The sequence below is a fragment of the Pseudomonas migulae NBRC 103157 genome (assembly GCF_002091715.1).
Taxonomy (GTDB): Bacteria; Pseudomonadota; Gammaproteobacteria; order Pseudomonadales; family Pseudomonadaceae; genus Aquipseudomonas; species Aquipseudomonas migulae_A.
In genome coordinates this window covers 1-26,619 of record NZ_BDAG01000039.1, presented here as the reverse complement: position 1 = coordinate 26,619, position 26,619 = coordinate 1, and the positions used below count along the sequence as shown (strand labels likewise).

Sequence of the window (26,619 nt, the reverse complement as noted above, 5' to 3'; positions counted from 1 at the left end):
ACCTTCTCCCTGATTCAGGCGCGGCCGATATCGGCGAACTTGGCCTGTGTGTGTTCGGCCAGTACCGCGGGCGCCAGTTCCACTTCAAGACCGCGCCGACCGGCACTGACGAAAATGCTGGCGAAGGGCTGGGCCGAATTGTCGATAAAAGTGCGCAAGCGCTTTTTCTGCCCCAGCGGGCTGATACCACCCAACAGATAACCCGTCGAACGTTGCGCCGCGGCCGGGTCGGCCATTTCGACTTTTTTCACCCCGGCCGCATGCGCCAGGCCCTTCAAGTCGAGACTTCCGACGACCGGCACCACGGCCACCAGCAATTCCCCTTTCTCGCTGGCCGCCAGCAATGTCTTGAATACCTGTGCCGGGTCCAGGCCCAGTTTCTCCGCGGCCTCCAGCCCATAGGACGCTGCCTTCGGGTCATGTTCGTAACTGTGCACGCGATGTTCGGCACGAACTTTTTTCAACAAATCCAATGCGGGGGTCATGACAGCTCCAGACTGGGCGGCAGAGAAAAAATACTGCGCTGGATTCTAGGTCATTGCTCCACAAAAGGCTCTATCACGGCAGTGTTTCCACAGCTTGGCGCAGGTTTTTACCGTTCGTCAGAGATCGTCTCGTCGCCTAAACAAAACGATCATTCATGTGACTAATAGTTTCAATGTGACTGGTAGTTCACTTTCGACCTTTGACAGCAGTGTTTCTTGTCTATATTTTTTCGAATCTGAATACCGTACAACGTGACAACGCAGTAACCAGCAGTAAGCCGGGAACAGGATGGGGATCCTGCCTCGGTGAAAATCGCGCTTTGGCCATGACGAAAAAAGCGCCAGACAACAAAAACAAAGAGGTTTTCGATGACAACTGCTTTACAACAACCGTCACTCTCCAGCCAATGCATGGCCGAGTTTCTGGGCACTGCACTGCTGATCTTTTTTGGTACTGGTTGCGTTGCCGCGCTCAAGGTCGCGGGTGCCAGCTTTGGCTTGTGGGAAATCAGCATCATCTGGGGCGTCGGCGTCAGCATGGCGATCTACTTGACCGCCGGGGTTTCCGGGGCTCATCTCAACCCTGCCGTCAGCATCGCGCTGAGCATTTTCGCCGACTTCGAAAAACGCAAACTGCCTTTCTACATTCTTGCCCAAGTGGCTGGCGCGTTCTGCGGCGCGTTGTTGGTTTACACGCTGTACAGCAATCTTTTCTTCGATTACGAACAAACTCACCATATGGTTCGCGGCACTCAAGCCAGCCTCGAACTGGCCTCGGTGTTCTCCACGTTCCCCAACCCGGCCTTGTCCACCGCCCAGGCCTTCCTGGTTGAAGTGATCATCACCGCCGTCCTGATGGGCGTGATCATGTCCCTGACCGACGACAACAACGGTCTGCCCAACGGGCCAATGGCGCCACTGCTGATCGGCCTGCTGATTGCGGTGATTGGCAGCTCGATGGGTCCGCTGACCGGCTTTGCGATGAACCCGGCGCGCGACTTCGGACCGAAATTGATGACTTTCTTCGCGGGCTGGGGTGAAATTTCTTTCACCGGCGCTCGCGATATCCCGTATTTCCTGATTCCGATTTTTGCACCGATTGTCGGTGCCTGCCTCGGTGCTGCAGCGTATCGCGGGCTGATTGCCCGTCATCTGCCCAGCGCCATTCCTGCTACAAAGGATGCAACACCGGCCATTGACGGCAAACCAAGAACTTCTTGATACCGTAGGCGCGCGACCCTGCCCACTTGGTCCCGCGCCTGACCTCACTCCCTTTTTTCGTCCAAGGCAATCGACATGACCGACATTCAGAATAAAAACTACATCATTGCCCTCGATCAGGGTACGACCAGTTCCCGCGCGATCATTTTCGACCGCGACGCGAACGTGGTTTGCACCGCCCAGCGCGAATTCGCCCAGCATTACCCGCAAGCCGGTTGGGTCGAACACGATCCGATGGAAATCTTCGCCACCCAAAGCGCCGTGATGGTCGAGGCCCTGGCGCAAGCCGGCCTGCATCACGACCAGGTGGCAGCCATCGGCATCACCAACCAGCGTGAAACCACCGTCGTCTGGGACAAGACCACCGGCCGCCCGATCTATAACGCAATCGTCTGGCAGTGCCGCCGCAGCACCGAGATCTGCCAGCAGCTAAAACGTGACGGTCATGAGCAATACATCAGCGAAACCACCGGCCTGGTCACCGACCCGTATTTCTCCGGCACCAAGCTCAAGTGGATCCTCGACAACGTCGAAGGCAGCCGTGAACGTGCGCGCAAAGGCGAGCTGCTGTTCGGCACCGTCGACAGCTGGCTGATCTGGAAATTTACCGGCGGCAAGGTGCACGTCACCGACTACACCAACGCCTCGCGCACCATGCTCTTCAACATCCACACCTTGCAGTGGGACGCGAAGATGCTGGAGGTGCTGGATATCCCGCGTGAAATGCTGCCGGAAGTTAAGTCCTCGTCGGAAATCTACGGCCACACCAAAAGCGGCATCGCCATTGGAGGTATCGCCGGCGACCAGCAGGCCGCCCTGTTTGGCCAGATGTGCGTCGAGCCAGGCCAGGCGAAAAACACCTACGGCACCGGCTGCTTCCTGCTGATGAACACCGGCGACAAAGCCGTAAAATCCAAGCACGGCATGCTGACCACCATCGCCTGCGGCCCGCGTGGCGAAGTGGCCTACGCATTGGAAGGCGCGGTCTTCAACGGCGGCTCCACCGTTCAATGGCTGCGTGACGAACTGAAGATCATCAACGACGCCCACGACACCGAATACTTCGCCAACAAGGTCAAGGACAGCAACGGCGTGTACCTGGTACCGGCCTTCACCGGCCTGGGCGCACCGTACTGGGACCCGTATGCCCGTGGCGCTCTGTTCGGCCTGACCCGCGGCGTACGCGTGGATCACATCATTCGTGCAGCGCTGGAGTCGATTGCCTACCAGACCCGCGACGTGCTCGACGCCATGCAACAGGATTCCGGCGAACGCCTGAAAGCCCTGCGCGTGGATGGCGGTGCGGTGGCGAACAATTTCCTGATGCAGTTCCAGGCCGACATCCTCGGCACTCAGGTCGAGCGTCCGCAAATGCGCGAGACCACCGCACTGGGCGCCGCTTACCTCGCCGGCCTGGCGTGTGGCTTCTGGGGCAGCCTGGAAGAGTTGCGCGGCAAGGCCGTTATCGAACGCGAGTTCGAACCGACCCTGGACGAAACCGCGAAGGAAAAACTCTACGCCGGCTGGAAAAAAGCGGTCAGCCGCACCCGTGATTGGGAACCTCATGAAGGCGCTGAATAAGCCAACGTAAGTACTCGTATCTGTATGTAACTGGTAGGGAGCAGATTCCTGCGGCATCATGGGCAAATTTTGCACGGCAGCCCAAAGGAAGCCCCATGAATCTGCCTCCCCGTCAGCAGCAAATCCTCGAGCTGGTTCGCGAACGCGGCTACGTCAGCATCGAGGAAATGGCTACGCTGTTCGTCGTTACACCGCAGACCATCCGCCGCGACATCAATCAGCTCGCGGAAGCCAATTTGTTGCGTCGCTACCATGGTGGCGCGGCCTACGATTCCAGTGTCGAAAACACCGCCTACGCGATGCGCGCCGACCAGATGCGCGATGAAAAGCAGCGTATCGGCGAAGCCATTGCGGCACAGATCCCCGATCACGCCTCGTTGTTCATCAATATCGGTACGACCACCGAATCGATTGCGCGGGCGCTGCTCAACCACAATCACCTGAAGATCATCACCAACAACCTGCACGTGGCTTCGATGCTCAGTGCCAAGGACGACTTCGACGTTCTGCTGACTGGCGGCAATGTGCGGCGCGATGGGGGTGTGGTCGGTCAGGCGAGTGTCGACTTCATTAACCAGTTCAAGGTCGATTTCGCGTTGGTCGGCATCAGCGGTATCGATGAAGACGGCAGCCTGCTCGACTTCGATTATCAGGAAGTGCGGGTGTCGCAAGCGATCATTGCCAATGCTCGTAAAGTGATTCTGGCGGCGGACTCCAGCAAATTCGGGCGCAATGCCATGATTCGCCTGGGGCCGATCAGCTTGATCGATTGCCTGGTGACGGATCAGCAGCCTGTGCCGGCGTTGGCTCAGTTGTTGAGTCAGCACAAGATTCGACTCGAGGTCGTTTAACACCGAAGGCTGTTAAACAACCTGTAGGAGCCGGCTTGCTGGCGATGACGTACTGAGGACGCCATCGCCAGCAAGCCGGTGCCGACACATGCATGCCCCGCAATACCCTCTCCTTCCGCTTTAAATGTTCGTAAATTTTCCTTTACCCGCCCTTCGATCAGTATTTTCAATCGAAGTTGACTGGCTGTGCGCGTCTTTATGGGCTACCATTTTCGCAAATGAACATTTATGTTCGAAATCCAATACCGAAAATCATAAAAGCCCGAGGCCAGCCGATGCCCACTTCTACCTTGCCTACGCCCCCTCTCGCTGAGGTCTACGACATTGCCGTCATCGGTGGCGGGATCAATGGCGTGGGGATCGCAGCGGATGCCGCCGGCCGCGGTCTCTCGGTATTCCTTTGTGAAAAGGATGATCTGGCCAGCCATACCTCGTCGGCCAGCAGCAAGCTGATCCACGGCGGCCTGCGCTACCTCGAACATTACGAATTCCGCCTGGTGCGTGAAGCCCTCGCAGAGCGCGAAGTATTGCTGGCCAAGGCGCCGCACATCGTCAAGCAAATGCGTTTCGTGCTGCCACACCGTCCGCACCTGCGTCCGGCGTGGATGATTCGCGCCGGTTTGTTCCTTTATGACAACCTCGGCAAACGGGAAAAACTGGAAGGTTCGAAAAGCCTGAAGTTCGGCCCGGACAGCCCGCTGAAGAGCGAAATCACCAAAGGCTTCGAATATTCCGATTGCTGGGTCGACGATGCTCGCCTCGTCGTCCTGAATGCCATGGCCGCCCGCGAGCAAGGCGCCCACGTTCACACCCAGACCCGTTGCGTCAGCGCTCGTCGCACCAAAGGCCTGTGGCATCTGCACCTGGAACGCGCCGACGGCAGCCTGTTTTCGATTCGCGCCAAGGCATTGGTGAACGCGGCCGGTCCGTGGGTCGCCAAGTTCATTCGTGATGACCTGAAGATGGAATCGCCTTACGGCATCCGCCTGATCCAGGGCAGCCACCTGATCGTGCCGAAACTCTATGAAGGCGAGCATGCGCACATTCTGCAAAACGAAGATCAGCGCATCGTGTTCACCATTCCGTACCTGAACCACTTCACCCTGATCGGCACCACCGACCGCGAATACACCGGCGATCCGGCGAAGGTGGCAATCACCGAAGGCGAAACCGATTACCTGTTGAAAGTGGTCAACGCTCATTTCAAAAAGCAGATCAGCCGCGACGACATCCTGCACAGCTATTCCGGTGTTCGCCCGCTGTGCAACGACGAATCCGACAATCCGTCAGCCGTCACCCGCGACTACACCCTGGCCTTGTCGGGCACGGGAGAAGAAGCGCCGTTGCTGTCGGTATTCGGTGGCAAGCTGACCACCTACCGCAAACTGGCCGAGTCGGCGCTGGCACAACTGGCACCGTACTTCACGCACATCAAGCCAAGCTGGACCGCCACGGCGACCCTGCCGGGCGGCGAAGACATGAGCACCCCGCAGGCGCTGAGTTCGCGGATTCGTGACCAGTTCGACTGGGTGCCGACTGAAATCGCCCGCCGCTGGGCCACGACCTACGGCAGCCGCACGTGGCGCATGCTCGAAGGCGTACAGAACCTCAACGATCTGGGCGAACACATTGGCGGCGGTCTCTACACCCGCGAAGTCGATTACCTGTGCAGTGAAGAGTGGGCGACCACGGCACATGACATTCTTTGGCGCCGCAGCAAGCTCGGCCTGTTCACCACTGAGGCCGAGCAGCAGAAACTCGCGGATTACCTGAGCAAGGTCGAGCAGAACCGCAGCAAGATCGAAGCGGCCTGATCGGGAATCCCGGTTAGAGCAAAGCCCCTGAATCGAGAGATTCAGGGGCTTTTTGCTTTCCGCCGGACACCGCCCCCCCCCTGTAGGAGCAAGCAGGCTACCGACCGACGACGGCATTGCATTCGGTTTTCCGAACGCGACCTGCCGGTCGATTCGGTTAACCGGATTTCCCATCAACAAAAATCACATAAAAAATAATAAATATCCTTATAAATCAATATATTGACCCATTACACCTGGCCTGGCACGAGTCATGCTCTACACTCTTGGACGAATGCTTGTTGTGCGGACCTACAGACGCCAACAGCCACTCGGAAGCACAAAAGGGCCGATGAACTGGCTCCATAAAAAAAACAATGTCGAGGAAAATTTGATGCGCATCGTTCCCCATATCCTGGGCGCAGCCATTGCTGCCGCTCTGATTACCACTCCAGTTTTCGCTGCCGAACTCACCGGCACACTGAAGAAGATCAAAGAGTCCGGTGTCATCACCCTCGGGCATCGTGACGCTTCCATTCCGTTTTCCTATATCGCGGACGCTTCCGGCAAACCGGTTGGCTACTCCCACGACATTCAGCTGAAAGTCGTTGAAGCCCTGAAAAAAGACCTCGACATGCCGAATCTCCAGGTCAAATACAACCTGGTGACCTCGCAAACCCGTATCCCGCTGGTGCAGAACGGCACCGTGGACCTCGAGTGCGGTTCCACCACCAACAACGTCGAGCGTCAGCAGCAGGTCGACTTCTCCGTCGGCATTTTCGAAATCGGTACTCGCCTGCTGTCCAAGGCAGACTCCAAGTACAAGGATTTCGCTGACCTGGCCGGCAAGAACGTCGTGACCACCGCCGGCACCACGTCCGAACGCATCCTCAAGGCGATGAACGCCGACAAGCAGATGGGCATGAACGTCATCTCCGCCAAAGACCACGGCGAATCCTTCCAGATGCTGGAAACCGGCCGTGCCGTGGCGTTCATGATGGACGACGCCCTGCTGGCAGGTGAAGCAGCCAAGGCCAAGAAAGCCTCTGACTGGGCCGTGACCGGCACTCCACAGTCCTACGAAATCTACGGCTGCATGGTCCGCAAGGGCGACGAGCCGTTCAAGAAGGCTGTAGACGACGCCATCGTGGCGACCTACAAGTCGGGCGAGATCAACAAGATCTACGAAAAATGGTTCATGCAGCCAATCCCGCCAAAAGGTCTGAACCTTAACTTCCCGATGAGCGACGAGCTCAAGGCCCTGATCGCCAATCCGACTGATAAAGCGGCTGACGACAAGAAGTCCTGATTTTCTGACTAACCTTATCTCCTGAGAGGGCCGCTGCCCTTTCAGGAGGTGGTCACTTCCTGCTGGCATTTTTGGAAACACTCGAACCGGTGGCTGTCGAGCCGGGAGCGTGTGCTTGATCGTAAAGGTCAGGCGGGAACGGAGCTTCCCCCAAGCGGGCACTTGCACATCGATTGAACTGAGGGGAGACCCTAATGAATTACAACTGGGACTGGGGCGTGTTCTTCAAGTCCACCGGCGTGGGCAGCGAGACCTATTTCGACTGGTACGTGTCCGGTCTGGGCTGGACCATCGGCATCGCCATCGCGGCCTGGATCATCGCCCTGATACTGGGCTCGATCCTGGGTGTCATGCGCACCGTGCCAAACCGCATCGTATCGGGCATCGCCACCTGCTACGTCGAACTTTTCCGTAACGTACCGCTGCTGGTGCAGCTGTTCATCTGGTACTTCCTGGTGCCCGACCTGCTGCCGCCAGACCTGCAGGAATGGTACAAACAGGACCTGAACCCGACCACTTCGGCGTTCCTCAGCGTGGTTGTCTGCCTGGGCCTGTTCACCACGGCTCGCGTTTGCGAACAGGTGCGCACCGGTATTCAGGCGTTGCCCAAAGGCCAGGAATCCGCAGCTCGCGCCATGGGCTTCAAGCTGCCGCAGATCTACTGGAACGTGCTGCTGCCCCAGGCCTACCGGATCATCATTCCGCCGCTCACCTCGGAATTCTTGAACGTATTCAAGAACACCTCCGTCGCCTCGCTGATCGGCCTGATGGAGCTGCTCGCACAGACCAAACAGACCGCCGAGTTCTCCGCGAACCTGTTCGAAGCGTTCACCCTGGCGACCCTGATCTACTTCACCCTGAACATGAGCCTGATGCTGCTGATGCGCCTGGTAGAGAAGAAAGTGGCCGTACCGGGCCTGATCTCCGTAGGGGGTAAATGATGGAATTCGACTTCTCGGGCATCATCCCGTCCCTGCCGGGCCTGTGGAACGGCATGGTCATGACCCTGCAACTGATGGCGCTCGGCGTCATTGGCGGGATCATCCTCGGCACGATCCTCGCGCTGATGCGTCTGTCCCACAGCAAAGTGCTGTCGAACATCGCCGGCGCCTACGTTAACTACTTCCGTTCGATTCCACTGCTGCTGGTCATCACCTGGTTCTACCTGGCGGTGCCGTTCGTGCTGCGCTGGATCACCGGCGAAGACACACCGATCGGCGCATTCGCCTCGTGCATCGTGGCATTCATGATGTTCGAAGCGGCGTACTTCTGCGAAATCGTCCGTGCTGGCGTGCAGTCGATTCCCAAAGGCCAGATGGGCGCTGCCCAGGCCCTGGGCATGTCGTATGGCCAGATGATGCGTCTGATCATCCTGCCGCAAGCGTTCCGCAAGATGACCCCGCTGCTGCTGCAACAGAGCATCATCCTGTTTCAGGACACCTCGCTGGTCTACGCCGTCGGCCTGGTGGACTTCCTCAATGCCTCGCGTGCCAGTGGCGACATCATCGGCCGCTCGAATGAGTTCCTGATCTTCGCAGGTCTCGTGTACTTCACAATCAGCTTTGCCGCCTCGCTGCTGGTCAAGCGTCTGCAAAAAAGGTTTGCCGTATGATCTCTATCAAGAATGTCAACAAGTGGTATGGCGACTTCCAGGTACTGACTGACTGCAGCACCGAGGTCAAAAAAGGCGAAGTGATTGTGGTGTGCGGGCCGTCCGGCTCCGGCAAATCCACCCTGATCAAATGCGTCAACGCGCTGGAACCGTTCCAGAAAGGCGACATCGTGGTCGATGGCACCTCCATTGCGGACCCGAAGACCAACCTGCCGAAACTGCGTTCGCGCGTCGGCATGGTGTTCCAGCATTTCGAACTGTTCCCGCACCTGACCATCACCGAAAACCTGACCATCGCGCAGATCAAGGTGTTGGGGCGCAGCAAGGAAGAAGCCACCAAGAAAGGCCTGCAACTGCTGGAGCGCGTCGGTCTTTCGGCGCACGCCCACAAGCATCCGGGCCAGCTCTCCGGTGGTCAGCAACAGCGTGTGGCGATTGCCCGTGCGCTGGCGATGGACCCGATCGTCATGCTGTTCGACGAACCGACCTCGGCGCTGGACCCTGAGATGGTCAACGAAGTGCTCGACGTAATGGTGCAACTGGCCCACGAAGGCATGACCATGATGTGCGTAACCCACGAAATGGGCTTCGCCCGTAAAGTGGCGGATCGGGTGATCTTCATGGACCAGGGCAAAATCATCGAAGATTGCAAGAAAGAGGAATTCTTCGGCGACATAAATGCTCGCGCCGAGCGTACTCAGCACTTCCTCGCCAAGATTCTGCAGCACTAAGAAAGACACCGCTTCCTTGTAGGAGCCGGCTTGCTGGCGATGGTGGGTCAGCCACATTGATGTCGCCTGACACTCCATCGCCAGCAAGCCGGCTCCTACAGGGGTCGGTGGTGGCTTGGAGATTTGTGTTGTGGTTGACCCAAGGCATCTGTGATGAAATGCGATCCCACTCTTTATCGCGCTGCGCCGCCATCACTCGCCGTGAAACCCCGTCTGATTCGCCATCTGTTCCTGCCGCCTCTGGTTATCGCACTGATGATCGGGTTGGGTTACGTCGGCTTCTGGGTCAGCGAACATTACGGCATCCGCAGCCTCAGCGAGAACGGCCAGCGTCAGCTCGAACTGCACGCCCGCGCCGTCGAGAGCGAAATCAGCAAATACACTTACCTGCCCAGCCTGCTGGAACTCGAATCCAGTGTGTCGAAGCTGTTGGCCGATCCGTCGCCGGAATACCGGCAAACGGTCAATGAATACCTCGAAGGCCTGAACCGGCGCAGCCGCAGTCGGGCCATCTACGTGATGGACACTACCGGCCGTGTCATGGCCACCAGCAACTGGCGCGATGTCGACAGTTACCTCGGTGAAGACCTGTCCTTCCGCGCCTATTTCCAGAACGCCGTTCGCGGCCAGCCGGGGCGCTTCTATGGCATCGGCAGCACCAGCGGCGAACCCGGCTATTACCTGGCCCATGGCCTGGAAGAACACGGCAAGATCATCGGTGTCGCGGTGGTCAAGGTCCGCCTCGAAGCCCTGGAAGAACGCTGGCAACGGGCGCGCCTGGAAGCCTTCGTCAGCGACGAAAACGGCATCATCATTCTGTCCAGCGATCCGGCGCGACGGCTCAAGTCAGTGGTTCCGTTGAGCGATGAAACCAAAGAAAAACTTGCCCGCAGCCTTCAGTACTACTGGTTCCCGCTCAACGAACTGCAACCGCTGGCCCGGGAAAAACTGGCGGAGGGCGAGGAAAAGCTGACCTTCCCGGCCAACAGCGAAGTGGAGTCCGACCAAGAGGACATCAGCTACCTCTCGCAAACCCGCCCCTTGAGCGACACGCCGTGGAATTTCACCCTGCTCACGCCGTTGCAGGATTTGCGCCGCGAAGCGATCAATCAGGGGATCCTGGTCGCGGTGGCGTTTGCCCTCGTGGCGTTCCTGCTGATTGCCTGGAACGAGCGGCGCAAAGTGATCGCCACCCGCCTCGCCGCCCGGGAAGCCTTGCAGGCAGCCAACAATCAACTGGAGCGTCGGATTACCGAACGCACCACCGATCTGCGCGCCAGCAACGAACGGCTCAAGGGCCAGATCCGCGAACGGCGGCACGCTGAAGAGACACTGCGCCGTGCTCAGGATGAACTGGTGCAGGCCGGGAAACTCGCGGCCATCGGCCAGATGTCCACCAGCATCGCCCACGAATTGAACCAGCCACTGGCTGCGCTGCGCACCTTGTCCGGCAACACCGTGCGCTTTCTGGAACGTGGTCAGCTGGACGTGGCCAGCACCAACCTCAAGACCATCAACGAACTGATCGACCGCATGGGCCGGATCACCGCCAGCCTGCGTTCCTTCGCCCGACGGGGTGACGACAAGGGTCAAGCCTGCCTCGGCAAAGCGGTCGACGCCGCGCTGCAACTGCTTGGCGGACGCGTCGAAAGTGTTCATCTGCAACTGCACCGCGAATTCGCCGATGTGCAGGTGCAGATCGACCAGACCCGCCTGGAGCAGATTCTGGTCAACCTGATCGGTAACGCGCTCGATGCCATGCAGGCACAACCCTTGCCGGTGTTGTGGCTTGAAGGCGAAGAGTTCGATGGCAAGTATCGCCTGCGGGTACGCGATAACGGCCACGGCATCGACGCCGAAGCGCGCAAGCATCTGTTCGAACCGTTCTTCACCACCAAACCCGGCGAGCAGGGCCTGGGCCTCGGCCTGACCCTTTCCGCCAGCCTGGCTGCCGCGACGGGCGGACATTTGGGTGTCGAGCACCCGGCCAGCGGTGGTACCACCTTCGTCCTCAGTTTACCGTTGGTAAGCCCTACTCCTGCCGAGCCAATATGAACAACGACCTTAGTGTGCTGATCGTCGAAGACGACCCCCATGTGCTGCTCGGTTGCCAACAGGCGCTGACCCTGGAAGACATTCCCTGCGTCGGCGTGGGCAGTGCCGAAGAAGCGCTGGAGCGAGTCGGCGACAACTTTGCCGGCATCGTCATCAGCGATATTCGCCTGCCGGGCATCGATGGTCTTGAGCTCCTGACCCGGCTCAAGGCTCGCGATCGCAGCCTGCCGGTGGTGCTGATTACCGGCCACGGCGACATCTCCATGGCCGTCGGCGCGATGCAAAAAGGCGCCTATGACTTCATGGAGAAACCCTTCTCTCCGGAACGGCTGGTGGATGTGGCACGTCGCGCGCTGGAGCAACGCAGCCTCGCGCGGGAAGTCTCTTCGCTGCGTCGGCAACTGGCGGAGCGGGATTCCCTGGAAGGCCGGATCATCGGTCGCTCGCCAGCGATGCAGAACCTGCGGGAACTGATCGCCAATGTCGCCGACACCTCGGCCAATGTGCTGATCGAAGGCGAGACCGGCACCGGTAAAGAATTGGTCGCGCGTTGCCTGCACGACTTCAGTCGGCGGCACACCAAGCAATTCGTCGCGCTGAACTGCGGAGGATTGCCCGAGAACCTGTTCGAAAGCGAAATCTTCGGCCATGAAGCCAACGCTTTCACGGGTGCCGGCAAGCGGCGGATCGGCAAGATCGAACACGCCGATGGCGGTACGCTGTTCCTCGACGAAGTGGAAAGCATGCCGCTGCCGTTGCAGATCAAACTGCTGCGGGTGTTGCAGGAACGCACCCTCGAACGCCTCGGCTCGAACCAGAGCGTGGCGGTGGATTGCCGGGTGATCGCAGCGACCAAATCCGACCTCGACGAGTCGAGCAAGGCCGGCGAATTCCGCAGCGACCTGTATTACCGCCTGAATGTGGTGACCCTGGAACTGCCGCCGTTGCGCGAACGCCGCGAAGACATCCTGCAACTGTTCGAACACTTCCTGCAGCAGTCGTCATTGCGCTTCGACCGCGCGGTGCCGGAGCTGGACAACCAGACCGTGTCGAACCTGATGAGCCACGACTGGCCGGGCAACGTCCGTGAACTTCGCAACGTTGCCGAACGGTATGCCCTCGGTTTGCCGGCCTTCAAGAAGTCCGGCGCCAGCGGCAGCAATCAGGGCCTGGCCTTCGCCGAAGCGGTGGAAGCCTTCGAACGCAACCTGCTCAGCGATGCCTTGCAACGCAGCGGCGGCAACCTGACCCAGGCCAGCCTGGAACTGGGCATGGCCAAAACCACCCTGTTCGACAAAGTGAAGAAGTACGGATTGAGCCACTGATGGACCTGATGCTCAAGGCAACCCTGGGCGCAGCGGTGGTGTTGATCCTCGCTGCGCTGGCCAAGACCAAAAACTATTACATCGCCGGCCTAGTGCCGCTGTTTCCGACCTTTGCGCTGATTGCGCACTACATCGTCGGCAAGGGCCGCTCGCAGGACGACTTGAAGACCACGATTGTGTTTGGCATGTGGTCGATCATTCCGTACTTCATCTATCTCGCAACCCTATACGTGATGGTTGACCGAATGCGGCTGGAAGCTTCGCTCGCCGTGGCGGCGGTGGCGTGGTTGGTCGCGGCTACGATCCTCGTCAGCGTCTGGGTTCGCTTCCAGACCTGACCACACCCTCCTGTAGGAGCCGGCTTGCTGGCGATGGCGGTGTGTCAGTCGGCATCGATGTTGACTGACACACCGCCATCGCCAGCAAGCCGGCTCCTACAAGGGGGAACGGGTACATCCGGCATGGCTGGCCCGCCCCTTGCATTTACCCCCAAAAGCCCCCTCGGCCGGCCTTCATGATGGATGGAGCCGGTGTCTGGGAGGGTCTGCCAAGGGTGAATTGCGACCTTGAACATTTTAGATCTCGACCATAGCCTGACTGCCCAGGCCCCCATCGCACGGTTGCTCGACAGCGGCCGCGCGAAACGCCTGGACCTGCTCGACCTCGGCCCGAAATTGCGACTCTGGTCCAGCGAACGCACCTGGCGCCGCTTCGCCGAACGCCTGCAACAACGTCCGCGCCACAGCGGCCCGCAACCGGAAATCTTCTTCGTCGGCTCCGGCGATTACCACCACTTGACCCCGGCTTTTCTCACTGACTTGCCAGCGCCGGTGAGCCTGATCCACTTCGACAATCACCCCGACTGGGTCCACTTCGCCCCGCGTCGGCATTGCGGTTCGTGGGTCAACCAGGCGCTGAAACTGCCGAACATCCAGCGCATCGTCACCCTCGGCCCGTGCAGCGATGACCTGCAAAATCCGCAACTCAAGGGCGGCAACCTCAGCGCCCTGAAACGCGGGGTGTTGCAGCTGTTTCCGTGGCAGCATCCGCCCTCGAAAGTCTGGGGCCGGGTCGGCGATGGCGCCGGTCATCAGCAACAGGAAAACCAGCTGCACTGGCGCAACCTCGCCGAGCTGGATTGGCCGGTGTTTCTCGATCAGTTGATCACCAGCCTGCCCACCGAGGCGGTGTGGATCACCATCGACAAAGACGTCCTGGCCTGCGAAGACGCGGCGACCAACTGGGATCAGGGCGGTATGCGCCTGAGCCATCTGCTGCAAGCGATACGCGCACTGGCCGCAAACAAGCGGATCATCGGCATCGACATCTGCGGCGAATACGCCCGCCCCGCTTTCAGCAACGCCTTCAAACGCTGGGAAGCCAAGGCCGACCAGCCGCCGGCGGAACGCTGGAGCGCAGACGATCTGCTGCGAAACTCGGCCACCAATCAGGCACTGATCGAGCTGTTCGAGGAGCTGTTCCCATGACCATTACCGTGATTGTGCTGGTGGCGTTTTCCATCGTGCTGGACGTCATTGGCCAGCTCTGTTTCAAGCTCGGACTCGACCGTTTGCCGGAACTTGAAGGCGGTTTTCGCCTGAATGCGTTCTGGGGCCAGGTGTTCAACGCGCCGCTGTTGTGGTGCGGGATCGGCGCCTACGTGATCGAGTTTTTTGTCTGGCTCGAAGCCCTCTCCCGCGCGCCGCTGAGCCTGCTGTTTCCGGCTGCGGCGCTGGCGTATTGCGGGGTGGTGCTGGCCGGCAAACTGATACTCGGCGAAACCGTGAGTCGTCGGCGCTGGCTCGGCACCTTAGTGATTACGGCGGGCGTGATGCTCGTGTGTGTCGCCCATGCATGAGGCTCAATCGATGATCAGAGGCAAGACCGACTGGCTGCATGAGCGCCTCGGCACCCTCGTGCTATGGGCGCTGTTGATCGCTTTTGAAAGTGCCGGGCAGATCGCCACGAAGGTGGGCGGCGATCAACTGGGGCAGATGGATTTCAACCTGAAGTGGCTGATGGCCGTTGCGGTCAATCCGGGGGTATGGCTGGCGATTGCCTGTTACATCGGGGCGTTTTTCGTGTGGATGCTGATATTGCGGCGCAGCAGCCTTTCGCTGGCGTTTCCGTTGAGTTCGCTGGTGTTCGTCGGGGTTTTGCTTGGGTCTTGGCTGGGGCTGGGCGAGCAGATCAGCGTGCTGCACTGGGTGGGTGTGGCGGTGATCATGGGGGGGATTGCGTTGCTGGCCGAGGGTGAAGAAAGTTGAATATCCGTTGAATTCAAGGACGCCTTCGCGAGCAAGCCCGCTCCCACAGGTGACCGCGTTCTTCCAGTAAGAATGCAATCGAATGTGGGAGCGGGCTTGCTCGCGAAGGCGTCAGACCAGCCAATGAACCTTTCTAGTCAAACTTGTAAGCCACCGCCGCCTGCACCTCCCCCTGGTTGGTATCCCCGACCGCTTTGACAATGCTGCTATCCGCCGCCCCTGTCAGGTGAATCCAGCTCGCGCTCGTCAGCAGTGACCATTGCGGCGCCAGGGGAAATTCGAAGCTCTGGGTGAGCGCCACATTCTGCAAGCCACCGCCGGCATTGTACGGGCGGATCCCCGAGGCTTGAGACTCGTCGGCACTGACGCCGAAGAACGTCTGACTCTGCCGCGCATCGGCAAAATGCGCGGTCAGGTTTGAGCTGCCGATCACCCCGCCACCCAGTGGATAACCCACCTCCCCACCCAGCCGTCCCAATACCCCGCCCTGCCCGCCTCGCCCGCCGACCGCCTGGCCAACCGAAGCAAATACCCGCCAGAAGTCGGCCGGCGCGTACTGCACAAACCCACCCACTTCGCCCATGTCCGGCACATCGCGCAAGCCTTGCAGCTCGCCGTTGGAGGTCCGTCCCTGCAGGTAATTCAGGAACGGACCGGCGCTGAAGCCGCTTGCCTTGAACGCGTCCCATGTCAGCCCGTCATCGGTACTCAGGCTGACATCGCCCCAGTCCAGATCGACGTACGGCACGGGTCGGGTTTCGTAACGGCTGCCTGTTGGATCGTGTGGCTGATAGCTGAGGCCAGCTCCGGCCTCACCGGTGATGCCGTCTGCTGAAACGTTGGCCGAAAGGCACGTCAGCGCGGTGAATAGAGCGACAGTGATCCTCGACATGAGGCAATTCCTTGAACGGGACATGCGCGCATCAATCCCCGGATCGCGCTCCCGGCGCAAGCACTCATGTTGTTTGTAGCGACCTACAAAAATTGTAGCTTCGAAGGCACGTACACACGCCAGAACCCCGCCCCCGCTGGGCCAAACCCGGTTGGCACAGTCCCTGCTCTACCCCCTTTGCAGCGCAGACAGCACACCCGGCGCACACTTTTTACAAGATAGGTAACGCAGATGATTGACTGGCATATCGTGTGTGATTTCGACGGGACCATCACCCGCACTGACGTGATCGACAGCATCCTCCAACGGTTCGCCGACCCGAGCTGGGAAGCGATCGAAAACGAGTGGCTGGCGGGCGACATCGGTTCCCGTGAATGCCTCAGCCGCCAGCTCTCGCTGGTCAAGGCCACACCGTCCGAGCTGCTTAGGTTCTTCGACACGGTCGAGATCGACCCGGACTTCCCCGACTTCGTCGACCACGTGATCGGTCTCGGCGCTTCCCTCGAAGTGGTCAGCGACGGCATCGAACAAGGCATCGCACGGATCCTGGCGCGCAACTACGTCAGCCTCTTGCCGATCCTCGCCAATCGCCTGCGCCAGCTCGATCACGACAGTTGGCGCATCGACTTCCCGCATGCCAGCGACGCCTGCCGCGCCGCCTCCGGCAACTGCAAATGCAAATCCACCCCCAGCGCCAAACGGGTGCTGGTGATCGGCGACGGCCAGTCCGACATGTGCGTGGCCGCCACCGCCGATTTCGTGTTCGCCAAGGATCGCCTGGCCGAGCACTGCGAGCGCAACGGCATCGCCTATGCGCGCTTCGACAGCTTCGCCGATCTGCCTGCGCTGCTGGCCTTGCTGCCAAGCGCCAACGCCGCCAACGCCACCTCTTTCAACGTAGAAACACAGGAACTCCTCCACCATGTCTGATATTCGAATCGCCACCGCAGAAGACCAGATCCTCCTGGATAAAGAAGCCAAATACTGCTCCTACGGAGACACCGTTCACTACATCGACCCGCCGCGTATCTTCAGCCGATGCGAAGGCTCCTACGTCTGGGACACCGAAGACCAGGCCTACCTCGATTTGCAAATGTGGTACTCGGCGGTCAACTTCGGTTACGCCAACCCGCGCCTGAACAATGCGCTGAAACAGCAGATCGATACGCTGCCGCAAATCGCCAGCCAGTACCTGCACAAAGGCAAGATCGAGCTCTCGGAAATGATCGCGGTCGACGCGAAGAAAAAATTCGGCCTCGACGGTCGCGTGCACTTCAACGTCGGCGGGTCGCAGTCCATCGAGGACTCGCTGAAAGTCGTGCGTAACGCCACCAACGGCAAGAGCCTGATGTTCGCGTTCGAGGGCGGTTACCACGGACGTACACTCGGCGCCTCGTCGATCACCTCCAGCTACCGCTATCGCCGCCGCTACGGCCACTTCGGCGAGCGCGCCAATTTCATTCCATTCCCGTATCACTTCCGTGGCCCGAAAGGCATGACCAAGGAAGAATATGGCAGCCATTGCGTGCAGCAATTCGCCCGTTTGTTCGAGACCGAATACAACGGCGTCTGGGACCCGAAAGTCGGCCAGAGCGAATACGCCGCGTTCTACGTCGAGCCGATCCAGGGCACCGGCGGCTACGTGATTCCGCCGATGAACTTCTACAGCGAACTCAAGCATGTGCTCGACCAGCACGGCGTTCTGATGGTCGTCGACGAAATCCAGATGGGCTTCTATCGCACCGGCAAGCTGTGGTCGATCGAGCACTTCGACGTCAAACCCGACGTCATCGTCTTCGGTAAAGCGCTGACCAACGGCCTCAATCCACTGGGCGGCATCTGGGCGAAAGAAGAGCTGATCAACCCGAAAATCTTCCCGCCAGGCTCGACCCACTCGACGTTCGCTTCCAACCCGTTGGGCACGGCGGTGGGCCTGGAAATGCTCAAGATGACCAGCGAAGTCGACTACGGCGCGATGGTCATGAACAAGGGCAAGTACTTCCTTGAAGGCTTGAAGGACTTGCAGAAACGCTACCCGATCATCGGCGACGTCGACGGCTTGGGCCTGGCGCTGCGCTGCGAAATCTGCGGCCCGGACGGTTTCACTCCGGACAAGGCCACGCTCGATTTCATGGTCGAAGAAGGCATGAAGGGCGACATCGAAATCGACGGTAAACGCCTGGGCCTGATTCTCGATGTAGGCGGTTACTACAAGAACGTCATCACCCTCGCGCCGTCGCTGGAAATCAGCTATCCGGAAATCGATTTGGGCATCGCCCTGCTCGACCGCTTGCTGCATCGGGCGATGACAAGATGAACGAGCATGAGATCGACATGGGCGAAGGCAGCGCCGGTTTCGTTCTCGGCAGCGGGGAGGTCGCGGTGTTGTTGATCCACGGCCTCACCGGCACCCCGACCGAGTTGCGTCGGGTCGCCATCGGCCTGGCCAAGGCCGGCTGCACGGTGTACGTGCCGACGCTGGCCGGGCACTGCGGAGACAACGCCAACCTGCAAGCCACCGGTTGGCGTGACTGGTACGAGAGCGCACGCAATACCTTCATCGGTGTGCGACGCAAACACGAGCACGTGTTCGTCGGCGGTTTGTCGATGGGCGCGGTGTTGTCGATGTACCTCGCCGCCGAGCATCCGGGGCAGATCGAAGGCTTGTTGTTGTATTCGACGACCCTGCGCTACGACGGCTGGAACATGCCCAAGGTCGCCGTGCTCACGCCGTTGCTGATGGCGATTCCGTTTGGTGTGCACCTGTGCCGCTTCAACGAAAAATCACCTTTTGGCATCAAGGACGAACGCTTGCGAGCGATCGTCGAGCGGCAGATGAAGGCTGGCGAGAGCAGCAATGCCGGGCTGCTGACCATGTCCGGGGTGAGTGTCCGGGAACTGCATCGACTGGTGGCGGCGGTGAAAAAACGCATGCCGCAGATCACCACGCAAACGCTGGTGCTGCACTCGCGCGAAGACGACATCACCAGCCGCTGGAACGCCGATTATGTGGAACGCAAACTCGGCGGTCCGGTGGTGAAGGTTCTGCTCGACGACTGCTACCACATGATTACCGTCGACCTGCAATACCGCCGCGTGGTGGAGCTGAGTGCGGACTTCATCCGGCAACGTTTCATTCAACAGCGCCGCGCACCCAAACCCATGCGCCAGGACTATCGGCAACTGGCCTGACTCAAGGAACCCAAGTGATCACAGCCCTTGCCTTTTCGACGATCGAGGCCATCGACCACGATGCCTGGAATGCCTGTTTCCCTGCCGAGCTGGAGGATTGGAATTACTACCGGGCGGTTGAGCGGGCCTGCATCGCAGACTTTCAATGGCGCTATCTGGCGCTGTACGAAGACGAGGTATTGATCGCGGCGGCCGTGGCGTTCACCACCGCTTACTCGCTGGACACCACGGTTCAGGGGTTGGGCAAACGCATCAGCGAACGGCTGCGCCGCGTGTGGCCGGGGCTGTTCGACATGCGCCTGTATGCCCTCGGTTCGCCGGTGGCCGAGCAGTGCCATGTCGGGACCGCGCCGCACATCGACCCGGCCCGGCGCGTGGACCTGCTTCAGCAATTATTACGGCTGGCGCGCCACGATGCCGATCAGGCCGGGATCGGTTTGCTGGCCGTCAAGGATGCCTCTCACCGCGACCCGCAATGGTTGCAGGTGTGTCAGGACGCGGGCCTGCAAAGCATGCCCGGCCTGCCCAGCGCCGAGCTGCCGATCCGTTTTGGCTCGGTGGACGCCTACCTCGGCACGCTCGGCAAATCCACTCGCAAAGACCTGCGCCGCACCCTGCGTGGCCAGGGGCCGCGCATCGAATGGCGGCGCTCGGTCGATGACCTTCTTCCGCGCATGATGGCGCTTTACGAGGCCACGCTGAGCCGCAGCGACCTGACCTTCGAACGCCTGCCGTCCGGCTACTTCCGCCAGGTCCTGGAACACCTCGATGAACGTGCCGCGTGCGTGTTGTATTGGGTCGGCGAAGAACTGGTGGCGTTCAACCTTGTGCTGTTCGACGAACAGCGATTGGTCGACAAGTTCTTCGCCCACGATCTGGTCCGGACCCGTGAACACAATCTCTACGTACGCAGCTGGCTGGCCAATGTCGACTACTGTATTGAGCACGGGATCCCGATCTACGCGTGCGGCCAGGCCGGTTATGCCAGTAAGCTGCGCCTGGGTTGCTCGTTTACCGGCAACACCGTGTTTTTCCGCCATCGCAACCGCTTCCTCGATAGCCTGTTGCGTGTGGTGAAACTGTTTATCCGACCGGACCGGTCCGCCCCTGCCATGGCAGCCGCGATCAGCGAGCAGCAATAAGCGAAGCACAATGACCAAAGACTCACGCACCAACGCTCGACCTTTCGCCCTCTCTGGCTGGAGCCTGCAGCGCAAACTGGTGCTGGCGTTCTGGCTGGTCAGCGTCATTCCGACGATGATCGCCGCCGAACTGGCGGCCACCACGCTGTCGCAGATTTTCGACAGCAACGTACGCATCTGGCTGCAGGAATCGACCAAGATCGTCGAAGACGAAATCAGCGAAATCCTGCGCGACAACGCCCGGGTCGCGCAGCTGTTCCTGCGTTACACGCGCCCGCCCACCGATCGGCTGGCGAACAAACACGACAAACTGGCCACCGACATCGCCGACTCCATGGGCATCGACGTCGTGGCGCTGGTGCGCACCAGCGATCACAAAGTGGTGTTCAGCACCGCCGCCGACGACATCGTCCGCCAGATCAGCATCGCGCCCAAGGCGGTGCTGCAAACCCTGCAAGTCGGTGGCGCGGCGACCGGCACGGTGGTCTCGACCTTCGAAACGGATCAGGACGGCGTCGATTACAAACTGGTGATTGCCACCTACCTCGACAACAGTTTCCTCACCAGCGTGGCCGACGTGCATTCGCTGGACCTGCGCCTGTATCTGGCCAAGGCCAATGACTTCTCGGAGATTTTTTCCACCCAGCGCTTCGAGGATCACCCGGCGGCCGTGCCGGAAAAAATCGAACAAATCCTGCGCAGCACCAAACAGCCGATCGAACAGTTCACCAACCGCTACAGCGGCATCTACCGGCCGATCCTCAACGAAAACGGCGAGCTGCAAGGGGTGATTTTCAGCGGCCTGCTGCGCCACACCAGCCTGGTCGGGCTGGTCAATCAGAGCAACCTGTTCATCCTGATTTTCCTGCTCAGCTCAGCGGCGTCCCTGGCGGTCGGCTGGCTAGTGTCGCAGCGCCTGACCAAGCCGTTGCGCGGGTTGTCCAAAGGCGTGCAAGCGGTGATCGCCGGGGATTATCGCCAACGCCTGCCGGTCACCGGCGGCGACGAACTGGCGGAACTGAGCAGCACCTTCAACCACATGAGCGAACGCCTCGGCGAGTTGCAGCATCTGGAATCGCAACTGCGTCGGCGTGATCGCCTGCATGCGCTGGGCGAAGTGGCGATGGGTCTGGCCCATGAAATCCGCAACCCGCTGGGCATCATCAAAACCGCCACGCAACTGCTGCACCGGCGCGCCGATTTGCCCGAGACCGACAAGCGTCATCTGGAGTACGTGGTCAGCGAAGTCAGTCGGATCAACGACCTGATCACCGACTTCCTCGACTTCGCCAAACCCAGCGCACCGATGCGCTCGACCCAACTGGCACGCCCGCTGGTGGATGAACTGGTCGGCTTCTGTGCGCCGGAGCTGGCCAGCCACAACATCGATGTACAAATCGATGATCAATCGCCCACCGCGACGCTTTACGCCGACGCGCGGCAAATCAAGCAGGCCGGCCTGAACCTGATCGTCAACGCCATCGACGCCATGCCCGACGGCGGGCGGCTGACCCTGGGCATCAGCAGCGACCGGCACTACACGGTGATCAGCATCAGCGACACCGGTCAAGGCATCGAACCGGACATGCTCGAACGGATCTTCACGCCGTTCGTCACCACCAAGGCCTCGGGCACCGGGCTGGGTCTGGCCAAGGTGTTCTCGATCATGGAGAGTCATGACGGACGCATTGAATGCGTTAGTGAAAAAGATGCCGGGGCCACGTTCAGCCTGTACATTCCGGCCAACGGTGAAGACTTCGACGAGGGCAGCGATGACACATAACGTACTGGTGGTCGACGACGAGCCCAAGCTCTGCGACCTGCTGGCCTCGGCGCTCAGTCAGAACGGCATTGTGGTGTTCACCGCCGGCAACGGCCTGCACGCGCTCAAGGTGCTGGAGTGCGAAGACATCGACCTGGTGATCAGCGACTGGCGCATGCCCGGCATGGACGGCCCGCAACTGCTGGCAGAAATCAAAAGCCGTTTTCCGCAGTTGCCGGTGATCGTCATGACCGCCTACAGCACGGTAAAAAACGCCGTGCAGTCAATGCGCAACGGCGCCTTCGACTACATCGCCAAGCCGTTCGACATCGATGAGCTGGACATCACTGTCAACAAGGCCCTGCAATTTCGCGACATCCTCAAAGACAACCAGCGCATGCGCGCCGAGCTCGACGAACACCGGCAGATCGACAGCCTGATCGGCGACAGCCCAAGCTTTCGGCGGGTGCTGCACGCCATCGACTCGGTGCGCGAAAGCAACGCGACCATTCTGCTGACCGGCGAAAGCGGCACCGGCAAGGAAATGGTCGCCCGGGCGATCCACACCCACGGCAATCGCGCCGACAAACCTTTCGTCGCAGTGAACTGCGCGGCAATCCCCGAAGGGCTGCTGGAAAGCGAAATGTTCGGCCACCGCAAAGGCGCGTTTACCGGCGCGGTGGCGGATCGCGTCGGGCGCTTCCAGCAGGCCGACAAGGGCACGCTGTTTCTCGATGAAATCGGCGAAATGCCGCTGGCCTTGCAGGCAAAAATCCTTCGGGCCTTGCAGGAGCGAGTGATCGAACCGGTGGGCGATCCGCGCGAGCGCAAGGTCGATGTGCGGGTGATCGCAGCGACCAACAAAAACCTGCTGGACGCGGTGACCAACAAGGAGTTTCGCGAAGACCTTTACTACCGCCTCAATGTCTTCCCGATTCCACTACCGGCCCTGCGCGAACGGGTTGAAGACATTGCGCCGCTCGCCCGGCATTTCGCCCACACGCTGGGAGCTGCGGCCGGTAAACGTTTCAGCGGTTTCAGCCCGCAGGCGTTGCAGGCCATGGCCCGGTATTCGTGGCCGGGGAACATTCGCGAACTGCAGAACTGCGTGGAGCGGGCGACCATTGTCGCCTCGGGCGCGGTGATTGAAGAGGAAGACCTGCCGGCGTACCTGTTTGCCTCAAGCTCCGCCGACGGCGCCACGTTGATCGCTGAGGGCAGCGTACCGGCAGACCTGGAAGCGGCGCTGGCGGAGGTGGAAAAAACCTACATTCTGGCGGCGCTGGCACAGAGCAACGGCGTGCAGGCAGCCGCGGCGCAGCTGATCGGGATTTCCGAGCGCAGCTTCTGGTATCGGTTGAAGAAGCTGGGGATTCATGTGGACAAGATTGTGCGCTGACTATCATGCCCACGAGCAGCGCGGGCATGACCTGCGAAGCTAGTGCGCATAAACCTTCTGCAACTGCGCTTGCGTCAGCGCATCTTCGAACGGCACCGGGACTGATTTCACCGCGCCGTAGAGGTTGCGGTAACGCCAGTAATTGCCGTTGTTGGCGAGTTGGTAACCGCGCTCGACCACGCGCTGGCCATCGAGCACATACCGCAAGGTTTCCTGGGCGGCCTCCGGCGGTGCCGGCAGCATCAGGTCGGTGGCCAGCACGCGCATGGACTCGTCGATGCACTCGTCGAGCACGGCCGTGACCTTCGCCAGATCCAGAGCGCCGTCGTCGATACATTCCTTGCCGCAACGCCGAATCGGCTGACTCGCCACTTCGATGCGCATGCGGTACAGCGCCGAACCGGCAATATCCTGGACCTGCACCTGATTGACCAGCACAAAGCTGCCGCGATCGGGGGTGAGCATCAGCTTCGGTTCGATCACCAGACGCGCGGTGACTTGCCCCTCCCCTTGCTTGAGCCCGGCCACTTGCGACGCCTGTTGATAGCGCTGTTGCAGACGTTCCTGCAATGGCACGCCAGCGAGCAAGTCAGCCATCGGACGCGAATCCTTGAGCGCAGACTTTTCCGCATCGCGCTGCAAGCTGCCGCTGCCCATCTGGGTGTTGATCAGGCTTGCCACCAGCAAACCGGCCAGCCCTGCCGCATTGGCGCCCGCCACCAGGTTATGACTCGACGAAGCCGCCTTCTGCGCCGACTCGGTGTCAATCACCGTGCTGGCACCGACAAACGCCTGCGGCAGGTGCATGTCCACTTTCAGTCCATGAGCCTGGACGTAGGACGCGGCACTCTGCGACTTGAAACCGGCCTCGGGCGCCGGTTTCTGCGCGCAACCGGCGAGCATCAGCAGGGCCAGCGCACTGGCCCCCATGATCGAGCGCTTCATTGTTCGAACGGCGTGATCATTTGCTGACGACTATTGTCCATGGCCTGATAGAAGGCATTGGACAGGTTGGTGTAGGTCGGCTCATCCCACTCGCCCTGAGCCGCTTGCACCGCCGTGAAGGGTTTGAACCACAGCAATTTATTGTCGGCCAGATCGACCACCAGACCCTGCCCGCTCACCTGCGCCATCGGCACGCTGGTCGGTACGAATCCGTAGTAGCTGCGGGTAGCGCCAGTGGCGAAGACATTCACCAGCAACAGGCGATCGACGCCGTAGGCGCCCTTGATCGGCGTCAAGTCACGGCCCATGTAACCTTCACGGAAACTGGTTTGCTTATAGACATTCAGGTCAACCGGCTCGTTGATTCGCTTGACCTTGTAGCCCTTGGCCTGCAGCTTGGCGACGATGACATCCGGCAACGTGTTCAGGTCGCGCACTTGCCATTTTTCGACGTTGTCGCTGAGTTTGCTGTTCACGCCCCGATTGATCGCGTAATCGAGCATCCCCTGTTGACCGGTCAGCGCCAGCACCGGCGCCGGCACCACAGTGATTGCCACGCCGATGGTCGGCTCCTTGGCATCCCAGAATTGCTTATCCAGCGGAACAGGCGGCTGGATGTGGGCGCAGCCGGTCAGGGTCAGGCAAGCGAGCAATGTGAGCGCTGCCCACGTGCGAAAGGCGTGAAGAGTCATGGATCAAATCCCTATGATTGAAATCGTTGCTGCCTATGTCGGCAGGAACGGCTTAAACCATAGTGGCACATTGATATATTTCTATTCAACTGCGATCCGATCAGCTGACCATGCCGCCCTTCGCTTCGCTCATGATCTGCCGAATCGCCCCGACAAAGGTTTCCACCGGTTGCCCGCCGCTGACTGCGTACTGTCCGTTGAAAACAACAGTCGGCACCGAACTGACGCCACGGGACAGCCACAACTGCTCTTCCTCGCGCACCTCCCTGGCGAACTCGTCCGACGCCAGGATCGCTTCGGCCCGCTGCCGGTCCAGACCAACGCTTTGCGCGATCTGCGCCAACTGACCGGGGTCGGAAGGATTGCCGCCGTCGGTGAAATACGCCTTGAACAGCGCCTCCTTCAGATTGAACTGCAACCCTTCCAGCCCCGCCCAGTACAACAAGCGGTGAGCATCGAAAGTGTTGTAGATGCGGCTGTTGCCATCGGTGCGAAAGGCAAACCCGACTTCGGCCCCGCGTGCGCGAATCATCTCGCGGTTCTTTTGCGATTGCTCCGGGGTCGAACCGTATTTCTCGGTGATGTGTTCAGTGATGTTCTGCCCTTCCGGGCTCATCTTTGGATTCAGCTCGAACGGCTGGAAACGGATTTCGGCCTGGACTTCGTCCCCCAGCAAATCCAGAGCGCGCGTCAGGCCGTACAGACCGACGACGCACCAAGGGCAAGACACGTCGCTGACGAAATCGATCTTCAGGGGAGCACTCATCACACACCTCGCAGGCTGAACACAGGCTGGAAATGACGAACGATACACCGGTGGAAGCGGGATTGTGCGAGTCCGCGGTGTAGGTCTGCAAGAGATAGGTCGGCTGTGAGGTCGCTATCGCCAGCAAGCCGGCTCCTACAAGGTCAGCGTATGTCGGCGAGAACAGGTGGGCTGGCAGACCGTCTTCGCGAGCAAGCCCGCTCCCACAAGATCAGCGTATTTCCGCGAGAACAGGTCGGCTGTGAGGGCGCCATCGCCAGCAAGCCGGCTCCTACGAGGTCAGCGTATGTCGGCGAGAACAGGTGGGCTGGCAGACCGTCTTCGCGAGCAAGCCGGCTCCCACAAGATCAGCGTATATCCGAGAGAACAGGCCGGCTGACAGGCCGCCATCGCCAGCAAGCCGGCTCCTACAAGATCAGCGTATAGCCGCGAGAACAGGTTGGCTGTCAGGCCGCCATCGCCAGCAAGCCGGCTCCTACAAGGTCAGCGTATTTCCGCGAGAACAGGTGGGCTGGCAGGCCGTCATCGCCAGCAAGCCGGCTCCTACGAGGTCAGCGTATTTCCGCGAGAACAGGTTGGTTGGCAGGGCGCCATCGCCA

General features: G+C 60.2%; 25 protein-coding genes. 20 read left to right on the top strand and 5 right to left on the bottom strand.

What is annotated here, in order from left to right; all coding sequences use genetic code 11:
* Positions 1-14: 14 nt before the first annotated feature.
* Positions 15-485, bottom strand: a complete 471-nt coding sequence (ybaK, locus tag PMI01S_RS24440) for a Cys-tRNA(Pro) deacylase (protein WP_007971306.1) — start codon at positions 483-485, stop codon at positions 15-17.
* Between the two features lie 369 nt (positions 486-854).
* On the opposite strand from ybaK, the gene PMI01S_RS24435 reads away from it, so the two are divergent.
* From PMI01S_RS24435 to PMI01S_RS24370, 14 genes are all read left to right on the top strand, one after another.
* Positions 855-1,706 carry an MIP/aquaporin family protein gene (locus PMI01S_RS24435; protein WP_084322701.1) on the top strand — a complete coding sequence of 284 codons (852 nt, stop codon included), beginning with the start codon at positions 855-857 and terminating at the stop codon, positions 1,704-1,706.
* 75 nt (positions 1,707-1,781) lie between these two features.
* Complete coding sequence (glpK, locus tag PMI01S_RS24430; protein ID WP_084322700.1) at positions 1,782-3,287, top strand: glycerol kinase GlpK; 1,506 nt, start codon at positions 1,782-1,784, stop codon at positions 3,285-3,287.
* Between the two features lie 95 nt (positions 3,288-3,382).
* A complete protein-coding gene (locus PMI01S_RS24425; protein WP_027922833.1) occupies positions 3,383-4,138 on the top strand; it encodes a DeoR/GlpR family transcriptional regulator in 756 nt (251 codons plus the stop codon).
* A gap of 275 nt (positions 4,139-4,413) precedes the next feature.
* On the top strand, positions 4,414-5,952 hold the full coding sequence (gene glpD / locus PMI01S_RS24420; RefSeq protein WP_084322699.1) for a glycerol-3-phosphate dehydrogenase: 1,539 nt from the start codon (positions 4,414-4,416) through the stop codon (positions 5,950-5,952).
* 373 nt (positions 5,953-6,325) lie between these two features.
* Positions 6,326-7,240, top strand: a complete 915-nt coding sequence (locus PMI01S_RS24415) for a glutamate/aspartate ABC transporter substrate-binding protein (RefSeq protein ID WP_084322731.1) — start codon at positions 6,326-6,328, stop codon at positions 7,238-7,240.
* 194 nt (positions 7,241-7,434) lie between these two features.
* On the top strand, positions 7,435-8,181 hold the full coding sequence (locus PMI01S_RS24410; protein ID WP_084322698.1) for an amino acid ABC transporter permease: 747 nt from the start codon (positions 7,435-7,437) through the stop codon (positions 8,179-8,181).
* Complete coding sequence (locus PMI01S_RS24405) at positions 8,181-8,852, top strand: amino acid ABC transporter permease (RefSeq protein WP_084322697.1); 672 nt, start codon at positions 8,181-8,183, stop codon at positions 8,850-8,852. Before PMI01S_RS24410 ends, PMI01S_RS24405 begins: the two co-directional genes overlap by 1 nt.
* Positions 8,849-9,583 carry an amino acid ABC transporter ATP-binding protein gene (locus PMI01S_RS24400; protein WP_084322696.1) on the top strand — a complete coding sequence of 245 codons (735 nt, stop codon included), beginning with the start codon at positions 8,849-8,851 and terminating at the stop codon, positions 9,581-9,583. The genes PMI01S_RS24405 and PMI01S_RS24400 overlap by 4 nt, the downstream gene beginning before the upstream one ends.
* A 153-nt stretch (positions 9,584-9,736) precedes the next feature.
* A complete protein-coding gene (gene aauS, locus PMI01S_RS24395) occupies positions 9,737-11,638 on the top strand; it encodes a two-component sensor histidine kinase AauS (RefSeq protein ID WP_084322695.1) in 1,902 nt (633 codons plus the stop codon).
* On the top strand, positions 11,635-12,963 hold the full coding sequence (gene aauR, locus PMI01S_RS24390) for a two-component response regulator AauR (protein ID WP_084322694.1): 1,329 nt from the start codon (positions 11,635-11,637) through the stop codon (positions 12,961-12,963). Before aauS ends, aauR begins: the two co-directional genes overlap by 4 nt.
* Positions 12,964-12,971: 8 nt before the next feature.
* Entirely contained in the window at positions 12,972-13,301 is a 330-nt protein-coding gene (locus tag PMI01S_RS24385; RefSeq protein ID WP_167362967.1) for a GlpM family protein, read from the top strand.
* Between the two features lie 228 nt (positions 13,302-13,529).
* Positions 13,530-14,450: an arginase family protein gene (locus tag PMI01S_RS24380; RefSeq protein ID WP_084322692.1), complete on the top strand. Its 921-nt coding sequence runs from the start codon at positions 13,530-13,532 to the stop codon at positions 14,448-14,450.
* Positions 14,447-14,821 carry a DMT family transporter gene (locus PMI01S_RS24375; RefSeq protein ID WP_008032192.1) on the top strand — a complete coding sequence of 125 codons (375 nt, stop codon included), beginning with the start codon at positions 14,447-14,449 and terminating at the stop codon, positions 14,819-14,821. The genes PMI01S_RS24380 and PMI01S_RS24375 overlap by 4 nt, the downstream gene beginning before the upstream one ends.
* A 10-nt stretch (positions 14,822-14,831) precedes the next feature.
* Positions 14,832-15,230, top strand: coding sequence for a DMT family transporter (locus PMI01S_RS24370; protein ID WP_084322691.1), 399 nt, complete (start codon positions 14,832-14,834; stop codon positions 15,228-15,230).
* Between the two features lie 133 nt (positions 15,231-15,363).
* Here PMI01S_RS24370 and PMI01S_RS24365 read toward each other — a convergent pair whose 3' ends face one another.
* Complete coding sequence (locus tag PMI01S_RS24365; protein ID WP_084322690.1) at positions 15,364-16,122, bottom strand: MipA/OmpV family protein; 759 nt, start codon at positions 16,120-16,122, stop codon at positions 15,364-15,366.
* Between the two features lie 231 nt (positions 16,123-16,353).
* Between PMI01S_RS24365 and PMI01S_RS24360 the strand changes: the two genes are divergently transcribed.
* Genes PMI01S_RS24360 through PMI01S_RS24335 form a run of 6 tightly spaced genes read left to right on the top strand, consistent with a single transcriptional unit; the run spans position 16,354 to position 23,617 of the window.
* Positions 16,354-17,052, top strand: a complete 699-nt coding sequence (locus tag PMI01S_RS24360) for an MtnX-like HAD-IB family phosphatase (protein ID WP_084322689.1) — start codon at positions 16,354-16,356, stop codon at positions 17,050-17,052.
* Positions 17,045-18,439: an aspartate aminotransferase family protein gene (locus PMI01S_RS24355; RefSeq protein WP_084322688.1), complete on the top strand. Its 1,395-nt coding sequence runs from the start codon at positions 17,045-17,047 to the stop codon at positions 18,437-18,439. Before PMI01S_RS24360 ends, PMI01S_RS24355 begins: the two co-directional genes overlap by 8 nt.
* Entirely contained in the window at positions 18,436-19,314 is an 879-nt protein-coding gene (locus tag PMI01S_RS24350) for an alpha/beta hydrolase (protein WP_084322687.1), read from the top strand. The genes PMI01S_RS24355 and PMI01S_RS24350 overlap by 4 nt, the downstream gene beginning before the upstream one ends.
* A 14-nt stretch (positions 19,315-19,328) precedes the next feature.
* Positions 19,329-20,456 (top strand): GNAT family N-acetyltransferase, encoded by a 1,128-nt coding sequence (locus PMI01S_RS24345; protein WP_084322686.1) that lies wholly within the window; start codon positions 19,329-19,331, stop codon positions 20,454-20,456.
* Between the two features lie 10 nt (positions 20,457-20,466).
* Entirely contained in the window at positions 20,467-22,239 is a 1,773-nt protein-coding gene (locus tag PMI01S_RS24340) for a sensor histidine kinase (RefSeq protein ID WP_084322685.1), read from the top strand.
* The gene (locus PMI01S_RS24335) at positions 22,229-23,617 is read left to right on the top strand and encodes a sigma-54-dependent transcriptional regulator (protein ID WP_084322684.1); all 1,389 of its coding nucleotides are present in this window, start codon (positions 22,229-22,231) and stop codon (positions 23,615-23,617) included. Before PMI01S_RS24340 ends, PMI01S_RS24335 begins: the two co-directional genes overlap by 11 nt.
* Before the next feature lie 39 nt (positions 23,618-23,656).
* On the opposite strand, the gene PMI01S_RS24330 is transcribed toward PMI01S_RS24335, so the two are convergent.
* The 3 genes from PMI01S_RS24330 to PMI01S_RS24320 form a co-directional block, all read right to left on the bottom strand.
* The gene (locus tag PMI01S_RS24330; protein WP_084322683.1) at positions 23,657-24,562 is read right to left on the bottom strand and encodes a hypothetical protein; all 906 of its coding nucleotides are present in this window, start codon (positions 24,560-24,562) and stop codon (positions 23,657-23,659) included.
* Positions 24,559-25,254: a hypothetical protein gene (locus tag PMI01S_RS24325; protein ID WP_084322682.1), complete on the bottom strand. Its 696-nt coding sequence runs from the start codon at positions 25,252-25,254 to the stop codon at positions 24,559-24,561. The genes PMI01S_RS24330 and PMI01S_RS24325 overlap by 4 nt, the downstream gene beginning before the upstream one ends.
* A 100-nt stretch (positions 25,255-25,354) precedes the next feature.
* A complete protein-coding gene (locus tag PMI01S_RS24320) occupies positions 25,355-26,020 on the bottom strand; it encodes a DsbA family oxidoreductase (RefSeq protein ID WP_084322681.1) in 666 nt (221 codons plus the stop codon).
* Positions 26,021-26,619: the final 599 nt, after the last annotated feature.

Coding starts and splice junctions, on each gene's coding strand:
- ybaK (WP_007971306.1), bottom strand. CDS start 485: ATGACCCCCGCATTGGATTTGTTGAAAAAAGTTCGTGCCGAACATCGC.
- PMI01S_RS24435 (WP_084322701.1), top strand. CDS start 855: ATGACAACTGCTTTACAACAACCGTCACTCTCCAGCCAATGCATGGCC.
- glpK (WP_084322700.1), top strand. CDS start 1,782: ATGACCGACATTCAGAATAAAAACTACATCATTGCCCTCGATCAGGGT.
- PMI01S_RS24425 (WP_027922833.1), top strand. CDS start 3,383: ATGAATCTGCCTCCCCGTCAGCAGCAAATCCTCGAGCTGGTTCGCGAA.
- glpD (WP_084322699.1), top strand. CDS start 4,414: ATGCCCACTTCTACCTTGCCTACGCCCCCTCTCGCTGAGGTCTACGAC.
- PMI01S_RS24415 (WP_084322731.1), top strand. CDS start 6,326: ATGCGCATCGTTCCCCATATCCTGGGCGCAGCCATTGCTGCCGCTCTG.
- PMI01S_RS24410 (WP_084322698.1), top strand. CDS start 7,435: ATGAATTACAACTGGGACTGGGGCGTGTTCTTCAAGTCCACCGGCGTG.
- PMI01S_RS24405 (WP_084322697.1), top strand. CDS start 8,181: ATGGAATTCGACTTCTCGGGCATCATCCCGTCCCTGCCGGGCCTGTGG.
- PMI01S_RS24400 (WP_084322696.1), top strand. CDS start 8,849: ATGATCTCTATCAAGAATGTCAACAAGTGGTATGGCGACTTCCAGGTA.
- aauS (WP_084322695.1), top strand. CDS start 9,737: ATGAAATGCGATCCCACTCTTTATCGCGCTGCGCCGCCATCACTCGCC.
- aauR (WP_084322694.1), top strand. CDS start 11,635: ATGAACAACGACCTTAGTGTGCTGATCGTCGAAGACGACCCCCATGTG.
- PMI01S_RS24385 (WP_167362967.1), top strand. CDS start 12,972: ATGCTCAAGGCAACCCTGGGCGCAGCGGTGGTGTTGATCCTCGCTGCG.
- PMI01S_RS24375 (WP_008032192.1), top strand. CDS start 14,447: ATGACCATTACCGTGATTGTGCTGGTGGCGTTTTCCATCGTGCTGGAC.
- PMI01S_RS24370 (WP_084322691.1), top strand. CDS start 14,832: ATGATCAGAGGCAAGACCGACTGGCTGCATGAGCGCCTCGGCACCCTC.
- PMI01S_RS24365 (WP_084322690.1), bottom strand. CDS start 16,122: ATGTCGAGGATCACTGTCGCTCTATTCACCGCGCTGACGTGCCTTTCG.
- PMI01S_RS24360 (WP_084322689.1), top strand. CDS start 16,354: ATGATTGACTGGCATATCGTGTGTGATTTCGACGGGACCATCACCCGC.
- PMI01S_RS24355 (WP_084322688.1), top strand. CDS start 17,045: ATGTCTGATATTCGAATCGCCACCGCAGAAGACCAGATCCTCCTGGAT.
- PMI01S_RS24350 (WP_084322687.1), top strand. CDS start 18,436: ATGAACGAGCATGAGATCGACATGGGCGAAGGCAGCGCCGGTTTCGTT.
- PMI01S_RS24340 (WP_084322685.1), top strand. CDS start 20,467: ATGACCAAAGACTCACGCACCAACGCTCGACCTTTCGCCCTCTCTGGC.
- PMI01S_RS24335 (WP_084322684.1), top strand. CDS start 22,229: ATGACACATAACGTACTGGTGGTCGACGACGAGCCCAAGCTCTGCGAC.
- PMI01S_RS24330 (WP_084322683.1), bottom strand. CDS start 24,562: ATGAAGCGCTCGATCATGGGGGCCAGTGCGCTGGCCCTGCTGATGCTC.
- PMI01S_RS24325 (WP_084322682.1), bottom strand. CDS start 25,254: ATGACTCTTCACGCCTTTCGCACGTGGGCAGCGCTCACATTGCTCGCT.
- PMI01S_RS24320 (WP_084322681.1), bottom strand. CDS start 26,020: ATGAGTGCTCCCCTGAAGATCGATTTCGTCAGCGACGTGTCTTGCCCT.